Annotated in this window: 12 protein-coding genes; 9 read left to right on the top strand and 3 right to left on the bottom strand. The window is 73.5% G+C overall.

What is annotated here, in order from left to right:
* Nucleotides 1-76 precede the first annotated feature (76 nt).
* From IE244_RS05795 to nudC, 4 genes are all read left to right on the top strand, one after another.
* Complete coding sequence (locus tag IE244_RS05795; protein WP_191871552.1) at nucleotides 77-3,646, top strand: ATP-dependent helicase; 3,570 nt, start codon at nucleotides 77-79, stop codon at nucleotides 3,644-3,646.
* Nucleotides 3,647-3,913: 267 nt separating this feature from the next.
* Nucleotides 3,914-7,528, top strand: coding sequence for an ATP-dependent helicase (locus tag IE244_RS05790; RefSeq protein WP_191871551.1), 3,615 nt, complete (start codon nucleotides 3,914-3,916; stop codon nucleotides 7,526-7,528).
* Nucleotides 7,529-7,575: 47 nt separating this feature from the next.
* Entirely contained in the window at nucleotides 7,576-8,979 is a 1,404-nt protein-coding gene (locus IE244_RS05785; RefSeq protein ID WP_191871550.1) for a dipeptidase, read from the top strand.
* Nucleotides 8,980-9,133: 154 nt separating this feature from the next.
* Nucleotides 9,134-10,078 (top strand): NAD(+) diphosphatase, encoded by a 945-nt coding sequence (gene nudC, locus IE244_RS05780; protein ID WP_191871549.1) that lies wholly within the window; start codon nucleotides 9,134-9,136, stop codon nucleotides 10,076-10,078.
* 97 nt (nucleotides 10,079-10,175) lie between these two features.
* Here nudC and IE244_RS05775 read toward each other — a convergent pair whose 3' ends face one another.
* Nucleotides 10,176-10,418: a mycoredoxin gene (locus IE244_RS05775; RefSeq protein ID WP_191871548.1), complete on the bottom strand. Its 243-nt coding sequence runs from the start codon at nucleotides 10,416-10,418 to the stop codon at nucleotides 10,176-10,178.
* Between the two features lie 227 nt (nucleotides 10,419-10,645).
* Between IE244_RS05775 and IE244_RS05770 the strand changes: the two genes are divergently transcribed.
* The 5 genes from IE244_RS05770 (at nucleotide 10,646) to IE244_RS05750 (ending at nucleotide 14,541) form a co-directional block, all read left to right on the top strand.
* Complete coding sequence (locus IE244_RS05770) at nucleotides 10,646-12,841, top strand: ATP-dependent DNA helicase UvrD2 (RefSeq protein ID WP_191871547.1); 2,196 nt, start codon at nucleotides 10,646-10,648, stop codon at nucleotides 12,839-12,841.
* Nucleotides 12,842-13,005: 164 nt separating this feature from the next.
* A complete protein-coding gene (locus tag IE244_RS05765) occupies nucleotides 13,006-13,326 on the top strand; it encodes a hypothetical protein (protein ID WP_031163446.1) in 321 nt (106 codons plus the stop codon).
* A 172-nt stretch (nucleotides 13,327-13,498) separates the two neighbouring features.
* Nucleotides 13,499-13,867, top strand: coding sequence for a WhiB family transcriptional regulator (locus IE244_RS05760; RefSeq protein ID WP_023546912.1), 369 nt, complete (start codon nucleotides 13,499-13,501; stop codon nucleotides 13,865-13,867).
* Nucleotides 13,864-14,187, top strand: a complete 324-nt coding sequence (locus IE244_RS05755) for a putative WhiB-interacting protein (protein ID WP_191871546.1) — start codon at nucleotides 13,864-13,866, stop codon at nucleotides 14,185-14,187. Before IE244_RS05760 ends, IE244_RS05755 begins: the two co-directional genes overlap by 4 nt.
* A 141-nt stretch (nucleotides 14,188-14,328) precedes the next feature.
* Nucleotides 14,329-14,541: a hypothetical protein gene (locus IE244_RS05750; RefSeq protein ID WP_157857832.1), complete on the top strand. Its 213-nt coding sequence runs from the start codon at nucleotides 14,329-14,331 to the stop codon at nucleotides 14,539-14,541.
* 83 nt (nucleotides 14,542-14,624) lie between these two features.
* Here the strand turns inward: IE244_RS05750 and IE244_RS05745 are convergent, their stop codons facing one another.
* Together IE244_RS05745 and IE244_RS05740 are read right to left on the bottom strand one after the other, a co-directional pair.
* Nucleotides 14,625-15,995 carry an ABC1 kinase family protein gene (locus tag IE244_RS05745; protein WP_191871545.1) on the bottom strand — a complete coding sequence of 457 codons (1,371 nt, stop codon included), beginning with the start codon at nucleotides 15,993-15,995 and terminating at the stop codon, nucleotides 14,625-14,627.
* On the bottom strand, nucleotides 15,988-17,205 hold the full coding sequence (locus IE244_RS05740; protein WP_191871544.1) for a TOMM precursor leader peptide-binding protein: 1,218 nt from the start codon (nucleotides 17,203-17,205) through the stop codon (nucleotides 15,988-15,990). The genes IE244_RS05745 and IE244_RS05740 overlap by 8 nt, the downstream gene beginning before the upstream one ends.
* Nucleotides 17,206-17,486 lie beyond the last annotated feature (281 nt).

Genomic DNA, 17,486 nt, shown 5'->3' with positions numbered 1-17,486 from the left:
CCCCTCATCCCGCGGCCACCGCCTCGCACGCGTGACCGCCCGCCCACCAGTACGACCACCAGGACCGGCCGATCACGTGAGCTCCTCCTCCTCCACCAGGCGCCTGCCGCACCTCCCGGTGCGGCAGCAGGGCCGTGGCGCTTACCGACTGGTCCGGACGCCGCCGGCCGCCGTGGACCCCCCTCCTCTGGACGCGGCACAGCGCGCCGTGGTTGATCACCGCGCCGGACCCCTGCTCGTCCTCGCCGGTCCCGGCACCGGCAAGACCACCACCCTGGTCGAGTCCGTGGCCGCGCGGATCGCCCGGGGCGCCGACCCCGAGCGCATCCTGGTGCTGACGTTCAGCCGCAAGGCCGCCGTCGACCTGCGCGACCGCATGGCCCTGCGCATCGGCGCCGCCCGCGCGCCCCGGGCGACCACGTTCCACTCGTACTGCTACGCCCTGGTGCGCGCCCACCAGGACAGCGGCCTGTTCACCGAGCCGCTGCGCCTGCTCTCCGGCCCCGAGCAGGACGTCACCGTCCGCGAGCTCCTCGCCGGGCAGCCGGAGCTGGAGCGGCTCGGGCTCACCTCTGTGCGCTGGCCCGACGAACTGCGCGCCTGCCTGACCACGCGCGGCTTCGCCGACGAGGTCCGTGCGGTCCTCGCCCGCAGCCGCGAGCTGGGCCTCGGCCCCGACGCGCTGGAGGCCTTCGCCCGCCGCATCGGCCGCCCCGACTGGCAGGCCGCCGCCGGTTTCCTCGCCGAGTACCTCGACGTGCTCGACATGCAGGGCGTGATCGACTACGCGGAACTGGTCCACCGCGCCGTCCTGCTCGCCCACCGTCCGGAGACCGCCGCACGGCTCGCCGCCCGGTACGACGCCGTGTACGTCGACGAGTACCAGGACACCGACCCCGCCCAGGTACGGCTCCTGCACGCGCTGGCCGGCGGCGGGCGCACCCTGATCGCCCTCGGCGACCCCGACCAGTCGATCTACACCTTCCGCGGCGCCGACGTGAACGGCATCCTCGACTTCCCGGCGGCCTTCGCGCGCGTGGACGGCCGTCCCGCGCCCGTCGAGGTGCTGCGCACCTCCCGCCGCTCCGGCGCCGCCCTGCTGGCCGCCACCCGCCTGATCACCCGGCGCATGCCCCTGACCCGGCTGCCCGCCGACACGGTCCGTGCCCACCGCGAGCCGGCCGCCGTACGGGACGGGGGCCGCGTCGAGGTCTACACGTACCCGACGTCCGGCACGGAGCTGGACAACATCGCCGACATCCTGCGCCGCGCGCACCTGGAGGACGGCGTCGCCTGGAGCGACATGGCCGTCCTGGTCCGGGCCGGATCCCGCACCCTGCCGACCCTGCGCCGCGCCCTCACCGCGGCCGGCGTCCCGCTCGACATCGACGGCGACGAGCTGCCCCTGCGCCACGAGCCGGCGGTGGCCCCGCTGCTCGCGGCCCTGCGCGCGGTGGCCACGGCGGAGGCAGGCACCCACGAGAAGAACAGCGCGACCCCGGAGTCCGCTACCGCGGGTGCTGGGCTGGAGGAGTCCGTTGCCGGGGGTGCTGGACTGGGGGAGCCCCCCGCCAGGGGCGTCGGGCTGGAGGGGCCCTCCGCCGCGGGTGCCGGGATGGAGGAGTCCGTTGCCGGGGGTGCTGGACTGGAGGAGTCCGCCGTCGTGGGGGCCGGGCTGGAGAGGCCCGCCGTCGTGGGTGCTGGGCCGGACGAACCGGCCACCGCGGACGCCGCTCCGGAAGAGGCCGTCGGGCAGGCCCCGGACGCCGCCTCCTGGCTCGACACCGAGACCGCGCTCACCCTGCTCGCCTCCCCGCTCGCCGGCATGGACCCGGCCGACCTGCGCCGCCTCGGACGTGCCCTGCGCGAGGAGGAGCGCGCGGCCGGCAACCCCCTGCCGCCCCCCTCCGACGTCCTGCTCGCCCAGGCACTCGCCGAACCCGAGCGCCTGGCCGTGCACGACCCGGCGTACGCGCGCGGCGCGCAGCGCCTCGGCGCGCTGCTCCGCAAGGCCCGCGAACGCCTGGCCGGCGGCGGTACGGCCGAGGAGGCGCTGTGGGACCTGTGGGAGGGCACGCCGTGGCCCGCGCGCCTGGAGCGGTCCGCCCGGCGCGGCGGCGCGGCCGGCCGAAACGCCGACCGCGACCTGGACGCCGTGTGCGCGCTGTTCGCCACCGCCGCGCGCGCGGAGGAGCGCACCGGAGGCCGCGGCGCGCTGAACTTCCTGGAGGAGGTCGAGGCCGAGGACATCGCCGCCGACACGCTCACGCGCCGTGCGGTACGTCCCGACGCCGTCCGCCTGATGACCGCGCACCGCTCCAAGGGCCTGGAGTGGCGACTGGTCGTGGTCGCCGGCGTCCAGGAGGGCCTGTGGCCCGACCTGCGCCGCCGCGGCTCCCTGCTGGAGGCCGACCGCATCGGCCGCGACGGCCTCGCCGAACCGCTCACCCCCGGGGCGCTGCTCGCCGAGGAGCGCCGACTGTTCTACGTCGCCGCCACGCGCGCGCGTGAACGCCTCGTCGTGACCGCGGTGAAGGCACCGGCCGACGACGGCGACCAGCCGTCCCGCTTCCTGACCGAGCTCGGCGTCGAGCCCCGTGACGTCACCGGACGCCCCCGCCGCCCGCTGTCCGTGGCCGCGCTCGTCGCCGAGCTGCGCGCCACCACGGTCGACCCGCGCGCGTCCGCCGCCCTGCGCCAGGCCGCCGCCCGCCGCCTGGCCCGGCTCGCCGCCCTCACCGACGAGGACGGCCGCCCGCTGGTGCCCTCCGCGCACCCCTACCGGTGGTGGGGCATGTACGACCCGACCGAGAGCAAGGTGCCGCTGCGCCACCGCGACCGGCCCGTCGTGCTCTCCGGCAGCGCCCTCGACCAGCTCGCCAACACCTGTGCGCTCCAGTGGTTCCTCGGCCGCGAGGTGAAGGCCGACGCCCCGGCCACCACCGCGCAGGGCTTCGGCAACGTCGTCCACGTCCTCGCCGACGAGGTCGCCTCCGGCCGTACCCCCGCCGACCTCGACGTGCTGATGGAACGCCTGGACTCGGTGTGGAACGCTCTCGTCTTCGACGCGCCCTGGAAGTCCCGGCAGGAGAAGGACAACGCGCGCGTGGCGCTGGAACGCTTCCTGAACTGGCATGTCCTGGACCGCACCGGGCGCACCGTGGTGGCGAGCGAGCAGGACTTCGACGTCACCCTCGCGGCGGGCGACTACCAGGTCCGCATCCGCGGTCAGATGGACCGCGTCGAGACGGACGGCGAGGGGCGCGCCTACGTGGTGGACTTCAAGACCGGCAAACAGGCGCCCAGCGCCGCCGAGGTGGCCCGCCACCCCCAGCTCGCCGTCTACCAGCTCGCCGTCCGCGAGGGCGCCGTCGACGAGACCCACGACGGCGTACGCCCCGAACCCGGCGGCGCGGAACTGGTGCACCTCCGGCAGGGCGCCGCCAAACGCGACGGCGGCGACAGCCTGCCGAAGGTGCAGACCCAGGAGCCGCTGTCGGGGGAGTGGGTCGGCGAACTGCTGGCCACCGCCGCGGGCAAGGTCCTCGACGAGCGGTTCGCCCCGCACACCGGCCAGCACTGCACGCACTGCGCGTTCCGCGCCTCGTGCAGCGCCCGGCCCGAGGGACGGCACGTGGTCGAGTGAGCGGCCCCGGGCGCCTGGATGACGAACCCGGGCGCACGGGTGACGTACGGGCGGCGCGCGTGGGTGACGTACGCGAGTGCCCGGGTGGACGTGGGCGAGCGCTCGGGTGACCTACGCGAGTGCCAGGGTGAACATGGGCGAGCGCTCGGGTGACGTGGGCGGGCGCGAGGGTGACGTACAGCACCACACGTGCTGACCTGCGCTTCTTCCGTCACGAGGGGTCAATGTGTCCTCGGCTGTCAGTGCCCGCCGCTAGCCTTTCCCGACATGCCCGCCCGTATCACCGACCCCGAGCAGCTCAAAGAGCTCCTCGGTATCCCGTTCACCCCGGAGCAGACGGCTTGCATCACCGCGCCGCCCGCCCCGCAGGTGATCGTGGCCGGAGCCGGGTCGGGCAAGACCACCGTGATGGCCGCCCGCGTGGTCTGGCTGGTCGGCACCGGCCAGGTCGCCCCCGAACAGGTCCTCGGCCTGACCTTCACCAACAAGGCCGCCGGTGAGCTCGCCGAACGCGTCCGCAAGGCGCTGGTCCAGGCCGGCGTCACCGATCCGGACGCCATCGACCCGGCCGACCCGCCCGGCGAGCCGGTGATCTCCACCTACCACTCCTTCGCCGGCCGCCTGCTGACCGACCACGGCCTGCGCCTCGGCCTGGAGCCCACCTCCCGGCTGCTCGCCGACGCCACCCGCTACCAGCTCGCCGCGCGCGTGCTGCGCGAGGCCCCCGGCCCCTACCCGGCGCTCACGCGCTCCTTCGCCGACCTCGTCAGCGACCTGCTCGCGCTCGACTCCGAACTCGCCGAGCACCTCGTCGACCCCGACGAACTGCGCGCCTGGGACGCGGACCTGCTGCACACCCTGCAGGACGCCAGACTCACCAACGCCGACCTGCGCAGGGTCCCCGAGACGGCCGCCGCCCGCCGGGAGCTGGCCGACCTCGTCCGGCGCTACCGGACCGCCAAACGCGAACGCGACCTGCTCGACTTCGGCGACCAGATCGCCCTGTCCGCCCGCCTCGCCCGCATCCCCGAGGTCGGCCGGCTGCTGCGCGAGGAGTTCCGCGTGGTGCTCCTGGACGAGTACCAGGACACCTCCGTGGCCCAGCGCGTCCTCCTGGCGGGCCTGTTCGGCAGCGGGACGGGGCATCCGGTGACCGCCGTCGGCGACCCCTGCCAGGCCATCTACGGCTGGCGCGGGGCCTCCGTCGCCAACCTGGACGACTTCCCGGCGCACTTCGCGCGCCCCGACGGCCGGCCCGCCACCCGGCAGGCGCTCAGTGAGAACCGCCGCAGCGGCGGCCGCCTCCTCGACCTCGCCAACCGCCTCGCCGAGCCGCTGCGCGCCATGCACGCGGGCGTGCAGGCGCTCCGCCCCGCCCCCGGCGCCGAGTACGACGGCACGGTCCGCTGCGCCCTGCTGCGCACCCACGCCGAGGAGATCGACTGGATCGCCGAGTCCCTCGCGCACCTCGTGCACACCGGCACGGCCCCCGGCGAGATCGCCGTCCTGTGCCGCACGGCGACCGACTTCGCCGAGATCCAGGGCGCCCTCGTGGCCCGCGACATCCCCGTCGAGGTGGTCGGCCTGTCCGGGCTGCTGCACCTGCCCGAGGTCGCCGACCTCGTCGCCGTGTGCGAGGTCCTGCAGGACCCCGGCGCCAACGCCTCCCTGGTGCGCCTGCTGACCGGCCCGCGCTGGCGCATCGGCCCCCGCGACCTCGCGTTGCTCGGCCGCCGCGCCCGCCTGCTCGTCGCGCACGCGCGCGTGGACGACACCGACGACCCGGACCGCCGGCTCGCCGCGGCCGTCGAAGGGGTCGACCCGGCCGAGGTGATATCGCTCGCGGACGCGCTGGACACCTTCCTCGAAGGCCCCCTGGACGACGAGGGCCCGGACGACGGGCTGCCGTTCTCGCGCGACGCGCGCGTGCGCTTCGCCCGCCTGGCCACCGAGCTGCGCGACCTGCGCCGTTCGCTGTCCGACCCGCTCATGGACGTCCTGCACCGCGTCCTCACCGTCACCGGCCTGGAGGTGGAGCTGTCGGCGTCCCCGCACGCCCTGGCCGCCCGCCGCCGCGAGACCCTGTCCAACTTCCTGGACGTCGCCGCCTCCTTCGCGGCGAGCGACGCGGAAGCGACCCTGCTGGCCTTCCTCGGCTTCCTGCGCACCGCCGCGCAGTACGAGAAGGGCCTCGACAACGCCCTGCCCGGCGGCGAGAACACGGTCAAGGTGCTCACCGCCCACAAGTCCAAGGGCCTGGAGTGGGACGTCGTGGCCGTCCCCGGACTGGTCAAGGGCACCTTCCCCAGCGCTCAGGGCCGCGAGAAGTGGACCGCGCAGGCCAAGGTGGTGCCGCACGCGCTGCGCGGCGACGCGGACACCCTGCCCGACGCCGACAGCTGGGACGCGCGCGGCATGAAGGCCTTCCACGAGGCCATGAAGGAGCACCAGCACACCGAGGAGCTGCGCCTCGGCTACGTCACCTTCACGCGCCCCCGCTCCCTCCTGCTCGGCTCCGGCCACTGGTGGGGGCCCAGCCAGAAGAAGCCGCGCGGCCCCTCCGACTTCCTCCAGGCCCTGTACGACCACTGCGCCGCCGGCCACGGCGAGATCGAGGCGTGGGCCGACGAGCCCGCCGAGGACGAGGAGAACCCCGCCCTGCACACGGCCGGCGCCGACCAGGTGTGGCCGCTCCCGCTGGACGACGCCGCTCTGGCCCGCCGCCGAGCGGCCGCCGACACCGTCCTCGCCCACCTGGACGCCCTCGCCGCCCAGGACACCGGCCACCCGCAGGCCACGCACGACCCCGCCGCCGTCGACGACCCGGACTGGCCCCCACCCCCGGAGGACGACCCCTACGCCGAGGAGCCGTACGACGGGGGCCTCCCCCACGACCACGACCACGGCGGGGAGGAGTCCCCCTTCGGGGACGGCTTCCCCCACGACGGTGACGACGTCCCCTACGGCGAGCCCGGCGGGGACTTCCCGCACGACACGGACGCTCCTGACGACAGGGAGGCGCCGTACGACGCGGACACCCCCGCCTCCGACACCCCCGCCCCCGCCGACCGGGACGCCTGGAGCACCCGCCGGCCGACGGTCCCGCGGCAGGCACCCGCCCCGCCGCGCCACCCCCGCCCCGCCGAGCCGCGGCACGACCCCGGCCTCACCCCCGAGGAAGCCCGCACCCTCGCCTCCTGGGACCGTGACCTGGACGCGCTCACCGGAGAGCTGCTGCGGGCCCGGCAGGCCGTCACCGACGTCCCGCTGCCCGTCACGCTCACCGCGTCCCAGCTGCTGCGCCTGGCCGAGGACCCGGACGGGTTCGCGCAGGAACTCGCGCGCCCCATGCCACGCCCCCCGCAACCGGCCGCACGCCGGGGCACCCGGTTCCACGCCTGGGTCGAAGCCCGCTTCGAGGAACTGACACTGCCCCTGCTGGAACCGGACGAGCTGCCCGGCAGCGACGCCGAGATCGCCGACGAACACGACCTGGAAGCCCTCAAGGAGGCCTTCGAACGCAGCGAGTACGCCCGGCGCACCCCCTACCGGGTCGAAGCCCCCTTCCAGCTCACCCTCGCCGGCCGCGTCGTCCGGGGCCGTATCGACGCGGTCTACCAGCTGGACGACGGCCACGAGGCGACGTACGAGATCGTCGACTGGAAGACCAGCCGCACCCGCACCGCCGACCCCCTGCAGCTCGCCGTGTACCGCCTGGCCTGGGCCGAGCAGCAGGGCGTACCGCTGGAATCGGTGACGGCCGCCTTCCTGTACGTGCGCAGCGGCGAGGTCGTACGCCCCCGGGACCTCCCCGACCGGACCGCCCTGGAACGGCTCCTCACGGAAGACGCCGAAGCGGCGCACCCGACGGGCCGAGTGTGACGAACCGCCCGCCGAGGATGTCCGTACGGGCCGATAGGCTCGTGAGCATGAGCCAGACCCCGGACAGCGCCGTCCGCACGTACATCGAGCAGCACCGCGCCGCCTTCCTCGACGACCTCACCGCATGGCTGCGCATCCCCTCCGTGTCGGCCCAGCCCGACCACGCGCCCGACGTACGGCGCAGCGCCGACTGGCTCGCCGCCAAGCTGACGGAGACCGGCTTCCCGACCGCCGAGGTCTGGCCGACCCCCGGCGCCCCGGCCGTCTTCGCCGAATGGCCGTCCGACGACCCCGACGCACCGACCGTCCTCGTCTACGGCCACCACGACGTGCAGCCCGCCGCCCGCGAGGACGGCTGGAACAGCGACCCCTTCGAGCCGGTCGTCCGCGGGAACCGGCTGTACGCGCGCGGGGCCGCCGACGACAAGGGCCAGGTGTTCTTCCACACACTCGGCGTCCGCGCCCACCTCGCCGCCACCGGCCGCACCGCCCCCGCGGTCCACCTGAAGCTGTTGATCGAGGGCGAGGAGGAATCCGGCTCCCCGCACTTCCGTGCGCTAGTCGAAGCACACGCGCAGCGGCTCGCCGCCGACGCCGTGATCGTCTCCGACACCGGCATGTGGTCCGAGGACACCCCGACGGTGTGCACCGGCATGCGCGGCCTCGCCGAGTGCGAGATCCGCCTCTACGGCCCCGACCAGGACATCCACTCCGGCTCCTTCGGCGGCGCCGTGCCCAACCCGGCCACCGCGGCCGCCCGCCTGGTCGCCGCCCTGCACGACGAGCACGCGCGCGTGGCGATCCCCGGCTTCTACGACGGCATCGTCGAGCTCACCGACCGCGAACGCGAACTGTTCGCCGAGCTGCCCTTCGACGAGGACCGCTGGCTGGCCACCGCCAAGTCCCACGCCACCCACGGCGAGGCCGGATACAGCACCCTCGAACGGATCTGGGCCCGCCCGACCGCCGAGGTCAACGGCATCGGCGGCGGCTACCAGGGCCCCGGCAGCAAGACGATCATCCCGTCCTCGGCCATGGTCAAGCTGTCCTTCCGGCTGGTCGCCGGCCAGGACCCCGACCACCTCGAAAAGGCCGTCCGCGCCTGGGCCGAGGCCCAGGTGCCCGCCGGGATCTGGCACGAGATCAGCTTCGGCTCGGCCACCCGCCCGTGCCTGACCCCGCTCGACCATCCCGCGCTGCGGTCCGTGGCCCGCGCCATGGGCCGCGCCTTCGAGAAGCCGGTCCGCTTCACCCGCGAAGGCGGCTCGGGACCCGCCGCCGACCTCCAGGAAGTCCTCGGCGCCCCGGTCCTCTTCCTGGGCATCTCCGTACCCTCCGACGGCTGGCACGCCCCCGACGAGAAGGTCGAGCTGGACCTCCTCCTCAAGGGCGTCGAGACCAGCGCCTACCTCTGGGGTGACCTGGCCGAACACTGGCGTCCCACGCCCTGACCGGCCGGCGCCGTACGGGACGGCACCGCGCGCGGGGCACACTGGAAGGACCGCCCCGCCGCCCCGTCCCCGCCCGGCCCGGTGCCCTCCCGCCGTACGTACCGCCGAACCGCCCGCCGAACGAACCGCTGCACTGGGGGAGTTGGAAGTACCCGTGACCACCTGGACCGACGACACAGCCGATCGACCCATCTCGCTGACCGCCCAGAGCGGCATCGACCGCGCCGCCCACCACCGGCTCGACGAGGCCTGGCTCGCGGCGGCGTGGAGCCACCCCACGACCCGCTGCTTCGTGGTCTCCGGCGGTCAGGTGCTCATCGACGAGACACCGGACGGCCGGACCGAACTCGTCATGACGCCCTCCTTCGAGGCCCCGCTCACCGAAGCACACCGCTACTTCCTCGGTATCGACGAGGAAGGCGTCAGCTACTTCGCGCTCCAGAAGGACGCGCTGCCCGGCCGTATCGACCAGTCCGCGCGCCCGGCCGGGCTGCGCGAGGCCGGGCTGCTGCTCTCGCCGCGCGACGTCGGCCTCATGGTGCACGCGGTCGGCCTGGAGAACTGGCAGCGCACCCACCGCTTCTGCTCCCGCTGCGGCGAACGCACGGTCATCGCCGCCGCCGGCCACATCCGCCGCTGCCCGGCCTGCGGCGCCGAGCACTACCCGCGCACCGACCCGGCCGTGATCATGGCCGTCACCGATGCCGACGACCGCATCCTGCTCGGCCGCCAGGTCCACTGGCCCGAGGGCCGCTTCTCCACCCTCGCCGGCTTCGTCGAACCCGGCGAGTCCATCGAGCAGGCCGTGCGCCGCGAGGTGTCCGAAGAGGTCGGCGTCACCGTCGGAACCGTCGAGTACGTGGCCAGCCAGCCCTGGCCCTTCCCGTCCAGCCTGATGCTCGGCTTCATCGCCCGCGCCACCTCGACCGAGATCGACGTCGACGGCGACGAGATCCACGAGGCCCGCTGGTTCTCCCGCGGGGAACTCCACGACGCCTTCGAGTCCGGCGAGGTGCTGCCGCCCTACGGCATCTCCATCGCGGCCCGCCTGATCGAGATGTGGTACGGCAAGCCCCTGCCGACCCGCAGCTTCGTCTGAGAGGCCACCGGGCGGCCGGTGACCGAAGACACAGCAGGGCGGCCCCTGATCTTTCAGGGGCCGCCCTGCTGCGGTCACCGCGGAAACCCGCGGAGCGTCACGCGGCGAGCTTCTGCTTCACCTGGGCCAGCGACGGGTTCGTGAGCGTCGAGCCGTCCGCGAAGAGCACGGTCGGGACCGTCTGGTTTCCGCCATTCGCCTTCTCCACGAAAGCGGCGGACTCGGGGTCCTGCTCGATGTTGATCTCGGTGTAGACGATGCCCTCCCGGTCCATCTGGCTCTTCAGCCGCCGGCAGTAGCCGCACCAAGTCGTGCTGTACATCGTCACAGTGCCCTGCATGTCTCGCGCTCCTCAGGCAGCTCGGAAAGTTCGTCCGGGGGAAGAACGTACGCGAGCCGCCGGCCATTCCCGCCCGGGGTATGCCCGCGACACCGGCGAGGCGGGCCCTGACGCCTGCCGCGGCCATCCACAGGGCGGCTGTGACACCCGCCGCATTAGTACGACCGCGGGGCCCCGCCTGTGGACAACCGACACGGCAGCCCCTGGCGACCTGGCAGCATGGCGGTGTGACAGCAGCAACGCACTCCACCCTCTTCCCGCAGACACCGGACTCGGCCGACGCGGTGCTCGAAGGGCTCGACCCCGAGCAGCGCGCGGTGGCCACCGCCCTGCGCGGCCCGGTGTGCGTGCTGGCCGGAGCGGGCACGGGCAAGACACGAGCGATCACCCACCGTATCGCCTACGGCGTCCGGGCCGGCATCCTCCAGCCCTCCAGCGTGCTCGCCGTCACCTTCACCAACCGCGCCGCCGGAGAGATGCGCGGCCGGCTCCGCCAGCTCGGCGCCCACGGCGTCCAGGCACGCACCTTCCACTCCGCCGCCCTGCGCCAGCTCCAGTACTTCTGGCCGAAAGCGATCGGTGGCGGCATGCCCAGGCTGATCGACCGCAAGATCCAGCTCGTCGCCGACGCGGCCGTAAGCCTGGGCACCCGGCTCGACCGGGGCGAGCTGCGGGACGTCACCGCCGAGATCGAATGGTCCAAGGTCACCCAGACCATCCCCGCCGACTACGCGTACGCGGCTGCGAAGGCCGGCCGTGAGGCCCCCCGCGACCCCGCCGAGATCGCCCACCTCTACGCGGCCTACGAAGACCTCAAGCGCGACCGCTCGGTGATCGACTTCGAGGACGTCCTGCTGCTGACCGTCGCCATCCTCCAGGACCGGCACGACATCGCCGAACAGATCCGCGCCCAGTACCAGCACTTCGTCGTCGACGAGTACCAGGACGTCAGCCCCCTGCAGCAGCGGCTGCTGGAGCTGTGGCTCGGCGACCGCGACGACCTGTGCGTCGTCGGCGACGCCAGCCAGACCATCTACTCGTTCACCGGAGCAACGCCCGACCATCTCCTCGACTTCCGCACCCGCCACCCCGGCGCCACCGTCGTCAAACTCGTCCGGGACTACCGCTCCACCCCCCAGGTGGTCCGCCTCGCCAACGGCCTGCTGGCCCAGGCCCGCGGCCGCGCCGCCGACCACCGGCTCGAACTGCTCTCCCAGCGCGCCCCAGGCCCCGAGCCCGTCTACACCGAGTACACCGACGAGCCCGCCGAGGCCGAAGGCGCCGCCCGCCGCATCCGCGAGCTGATCGACGCCGGCGTCCCGGCCGCCGGGATCGCCGTCCTCTTCCGTACGAACGCCCAGTCCGAGACCTACGAACAGGCCCTCGCCGACGCCGGCGTCCCCTACCAGCTACGCGGCGCCGAGCGGTTCTTCGACCGGGCCGAGGTGCGCAAGGCTGGCATCGCCCTGCGCGGCGCGGCCCGCTTCGGCGGCAACGACTCCCTGCTGGACGACGCCGTGGACCTGCCCTCCCAGGTGCGTGCCGTCCTGTCCGGCGAGGGCTGGACCAGCAAGCCACCAGCCGGCTCCGGCGCCGTCAGAGAACGCTGGGAGTCCCTCGCCGCCCTGGTCAACCTCGCCCACGACCTCGCCGCCGCCAGGCCCGGCGCCACCCTCGGCGACTTCGTGGCGGAACTGGACGAGCGGGCGAACGCCCAGCACGCCCCGACCGTCCAGGGCGTCACCCTCGCCTCCCTGCACGCCGCCAAGGGCCTGGAGTGGGACGTCGTCTTCCTGGTCGGCATCGCCGAAGGCATGCTGCCCATCACCTACGCCCGCACCGACGAGCAGATCGAGGAGGAACGCCGCCTCCTCTACGTCGGCGTCACCCGCGCGCGGGAACGGCTCCACGTCTCCTGGTCCCTGTCCCGCTCACCCGGCGGCCGTCCCCACCGCCGACCGAGCCGCTTCCTGGACGGGCTGCGTCCCGGCACCACCGCCACCGTCGGCCACGCGGGCACCGCCGCCGGCGGAGGCGTCGAGCACGGGACCACCCGGGCCGGCGCCGCCTCCCCCCGGCGCGCCCAGCGCACCCCCGCCCGCTGCCGGGTCTGCGGCCGCACGCTCACCGACGCGGGCGAGATGAAGCTGATGCGCTGCGAGGACTGCCCGTCGGACATGGACGAAGCGCTCTACCAGCGGCTGCGGGAGTGGCGGGCGGTCCAGGCCGCGCGCAGCGGCCAGCCGGACTTCTGCGTCTTCACCGACCGCACCTTGATGGCCATCGCCGAGGCGCGGCCCGAGAGCGCCGCCGAACTCTCCCGCATCCCCGGTGTCCTCAGCCGCAAGCTGCGCAGCTACGGAACCGACGTCCTGACCATCTGCGCAGGCCAGGAGGTCGGCGAAGCCGACGAGGACGACTGATACGAACTCGTCGAAAAAATAGTTTGCGCATGCCCCAGCAATCCCCATAGGTTCTAGGCACGGAAGCAGCGGCCTTCTCCAAAGGCCCGACTCCGTGTTGTACTTGCATATCCGAACGGACTGGTTCACCCCGGTCCTTGAGACGCCGAGAGGAGGCGAGTCCAGTGATCAGCATCACCACCAGCACCATCAGCACGGCCAAACTGACCGATCGCTCGGCCGTCTCCCTGTGCATGCTCGGCGCCTCCCAGCAGGGCACCGGTCTGTCCGGCATTCGTGCCGTGCGTCCGGCGTCCTCCCTCGCTCTCGCGGGCCTTCCCGTTCGTGAGCGCAATGAGCGACCGACCAAGGCACTGGAAGCGGTAGCGGCACAGGCGCATGCCTATGCCTTTGCGGCGGCCGGTGCCGGATTCCGGAAGCAGACGACGCAGCACCACCTGATGTGGGCCTTCCGTGGGCCAGAACCCTGGAGTGATCCAGCCTGATCCGATCAGGCCGGCGCCTTCAGGGCCGCGGAACCCCACCCGGGATCCGCGGCCCTTCTGTTTTCCCCAAAACGGGGACGACGGAGCGAAGGGGCCTCGGGACAGGAAAGAACCCGGTACCAAGCCGACACCCGGTCAACCGGCCGGAACGACCAGACGAGGAAGACCAACCGTGCAACTCGAAGCGCACGCCCCGTCCGTACCGCCTTCGCAAACGATCCCCCCGCCCGGCCTCACGGAGGACTCCACCTTGACCCCCCTCACCGCGCTCACCGCGCTCGACGACGCCATCGAGAACCTCGGCGTACCCGTCCCCTGTCGCTCCTACGACCCGGAGGTCTTCTTCGCCGAGTCGCCGGCGGACGTCGAGTACGCCAAGTCCCTCTGCCGCACCTGCCCGCTGATCGAGGCCTGCCTCGCCGGCGCCAAGGAGCGGCGCGAGCCCTGGGGCGTCTGGGGCGGCGAGCTGTTCGTCCAGGGTGTCGTCGTCGCCCGGAAGCGGCCGCGTGGTCGCCCGCGGAAGAACCCGGTCACGGCATGAACACCGCAGGAACGATCGATCGCCCCCTCACGCACGACCCCAAGAAGCAGGCCCCGATGAAGCCGTCCACCAGCGAGCACGCAGGCTCCGCGACCACAGACGTCAGCACCCCCGGCGCGACCGAAGCGCGCCAGAACAGGACCCGAGAGATGCAACTCATGCAAGAAGCCCTGGCTCGTGCGCATATGCACGAGCGACTCCATGACGCCGTGCGGGAACGCCAGGCCGTGCGCCTGGCGGTCGCCCAGCGGATGCAGCGCCGCGCCGAACGCGCCTCGCTGCGCGCCCGGCGCGCGCTCGCCATGGCGGTCATGCAGTAACGAACACACCTGAGAAGCGGTGGCCTCCCGGCCCGTCCGGGAGGCGGAGCCTTCTGGGCGGGGGCCGGTCCGGCGGAACGGACCGGCCCCCGCGGTGCGTTGCGCACGGCGATCCGCGGCCGGCGGAGTTATCGTCGCCGGGTGACGAGTCTTCCCGGAGGAAGTGATCAGGGCGGCTCCACTCCGGAGCGCCGTGTGCTCGTGTGCGCCCGCTGCGGCACCCCCGCCGACGGAGCCCCGCCGACCACCTGGACCTGCTCCGTGGAGAACGGCGTCCGCCAGTACTTCTGCGACACCTGCTCCAGGGAGAACCTGCGGGCGATCGAGGGGCGGCTGGACTCGGCGTGGTGGTGAACCCCGCTTCGGGGGCCCTTCCCCCCTCCCTCCCCCTCCCCCCCCGCCCTCCCCTCCTCACCCCGGGCTCAAGGCACCCCGGATCAAGCCTCCGCCGCCGGTTCCTCCTCGCTCAGCTCTTCCTCGGGCACGAACCCCGGCAGCCACTCCTGCAGTTCCTCCCGGAGCCGCACCGTGGCGCCCAGCTGGCACAGGACGCCGATCGTGCTCAGGGTCACCCGGTGGATCAGCAGATAGGCCGGCGGCAGGTTGAGTCGCTTGCCCAGCTGGTAGGCGGGGGAGCGCGGATCGGCGATGCGGGCCGCCTGGCTGCGCATCCAGGAGCGGGTGAAGGTGAACGCCTCGACCCGGGCCGGTTCGATGATCGGCAGCAGGTAGTCGAGGACCGCGTCGGGGTCCAGCTCTATGGACTCCTTGACGAAACCTTCGGCGCAGAGCATGTCGTAGACCGACTCGGCCTCGCCGTCCAGTGTCATGCGCAGGGAGGTGCCGATGGGCAGAGGCAGCCCCCCGGTCAGCCGGTCGACCGTGCCGAAGTCGAGGACTCCGAGGCGCCAGCCGTCCTCGCCGTCCGGGCCGCCGGGCAGCAGCCGGAAGTTGCCGGGATGCGGGTCGGCGTGGAGCAGGCCGGTGCGGGCCGGGCCGGAGAAGAGGAAGCGGGCCAGGAGCTGGCCGGCGCGGTCGCGCTGCTCCTGGGTGCCGTCCGAGATCACCTCCGACAGCGGGATGCCGTCGATCCACTCGGTCACCAGGACCTGATCGCACTGGTGCACCACCGCCGGGACCACCACGTCCGGGTCGTCCGCGAACTCCTGCGCGTGGGCGCTCTGGGCCTGCGCCTCCAGCGCGTAGTCCAGCTCCTCGGAGACGCGGTCCTTCAGTTCCGCGATGAGCGGCTTGATGTCCATGCCGGGAATCAGCGGCCCCAACAGGCGGGCGAACCGGCTCAGTTGTCCCAGGTCGGAGAGCAGGGCCTCGCCGGCGCCCGGATACTGCACCTTGACGGCCACCTCGCGGCCGTCGTGCCACACGGCCCGGTGCACCTGCCCGATCGAGGCGGCGGCGGCCGGCTTGTCCTCGAACTCGTCGAACAGATCGCGCCAGTCCGGACCCAGACGTTCCGCGAGCACCGTGTGCACGGTGCGGGTCGGCATGGGCGGTGCCGCCTCCTGGAGCTTGGTCAGGGCCGCGCGGTAGGGGCCGGCGATCTCCTCGGGCAGCGCAGACTCGAAGACGGACAGGGCCTGCCCGAACTTCATCGCACCGCCTTTCAGCTCGCCGAGCACCTTGAAGAGCTGCTCCGCCGTGCGCTGTTGCAGTTCCCGGCCGACGATCTCCGCGGACTCGCCCACGATCCGCTTGCCCAGCCCCCAGGTCGCCCGGCCGGCGAAGCCGAGCGGAAGCGCGGCGAGCTTGGCGGTCCGGGTGACCGCCTTCCGGGGAAGATCAGACATGCGCCCTCCAAGTCCCAGTCGGCCGCGCCTCGCCTGCCTTGCGTCGTCGCTCCGCTGACGGCCGTTGCACCGCCATTGTCGCGCGCCGTTCGCCGCCCGTTGAGGTGTGCTCCCCCTTCTTACCTCTCTGTGCCGCACCACACCCGCATGCGGGGTGCGCCCGGACCGGTCGGCTGCGCCAGTCCAGGCCGGGCAGGGACACCTCCCAGCGGGTACCCGCGCTGGTCGGCGACTGCCCGTCGAGGAAGGCCAGGGCGTGTGCCGCGGCCAGTCCGGCGACGGCGGTGGCCAGCGTCAGCTCGCAGGCCGCGACCCGGCGGGCCTTCGGGGAGCGCCACTGGGCGGTCAGCCGGGGCCAGGCCGGGTCCCGGTCGCCGCGGTCGAGGTGCAGGCAGCCGGCGCAGCCCGAGGCGCCGGGCAGGACGAGCGGTCCGACGACACCCGTGGCCTCGACGACGCCGGCGTACAGGTGCGGGGTTCCGGAGGCCAGGAGGGGCTCGGCGTCGGCCGGGTCGGGTGCGTGCACGGCCACCTCGTCCCGGGGCGCGAGGATCACCAGGGCGAGGCCGGCGTCCTGGGCGCCGGATCCGGGGGAGTGGGCGTGTCGCGGCGGGCGGCCGGGGGCCGCGTGGCGCACGGCGTTGCGCGCCGCCGTGTCGCGGCGCTCGCCGAGCGATTCGGCGGGCAGGCCGCCCGGCGCCACGTCCCAGGGTTCGACGCGTCCGGTGTCGCGGACGTCGACCTCGCCGACTCCGGCGCCCGAGAGCACCGACGCCAGCACGGCGCCGACCCGTCCTGCGCCCCGCACCTGCACGCGCAGTGTGCGGCGGGCGGCGAGGCGGGCGAGCGCGGCGCCCGGTTCGGCCGTGGTCAGGGAGAGCGCGGCGAGGTCGGGGCGCAGCCGCGCCAGCACGTCCGTCTTCTCGCGCAGCGCGTCCGCGGCCGGTCCGCCGCCGCGCGCGTCGTCGACGAGGCCCGCGCGGGTGAGCCGGGTCAGCAGGGTGTCGGCGTGGCCGGGCGGCAGGTCCAGGCGGCGGCCCTCCTCGCGCAGCAGCGGCAGCCCGCGGGTGCCGTTGAGCAGGTCGAGGAAGCCGTTTGTGGCCGGGTCCATCGGGCCCAGTGTCAGCGCGTGGGCCGGTGTCATTCCGAACTGCACGGTGTCGCGATCACGCCAGCCGCGCCGCAGCGCGGGTTTCATCACCGGATGCATGACATGTCCCCCCGTATCGGTTGAAAGCATCCTGGATCCTCTTGTCGCCTGCGGAGCCGGTCACGCTCCGTCGACATCTGCCAGCATGCCGTGCTGGTTCGTCGGGCGCCGGGGGTTATCCACAGACTGTCGGTATTTGTCATACGAGCCGGTTGGGGAAAGCGCGCTATTTCCATCGGATCGTCGTAAACCGGATGTGCGGATCAGTCGGAGGAATCATAGGAATCAAACGCATGGTGGGGGATCGGCACCGAACCGTTCCGGAGCCGGGACTTCGGCCA

This window comes from Streptomyces filipinensis (genome assembly GCF_014649495.1).
Lineage (GTDB): Bacteria > Actinomycetota > Actinomycetes > Streptomycetales > Streptomycetaceae > Streptomyces > Streptomyces filipinensis.
The sequence above is the reverse complement of the archived record's forward strand: the minus strand, read 5'-3'. Positions and strand labels throughout refer to the sequence as shown.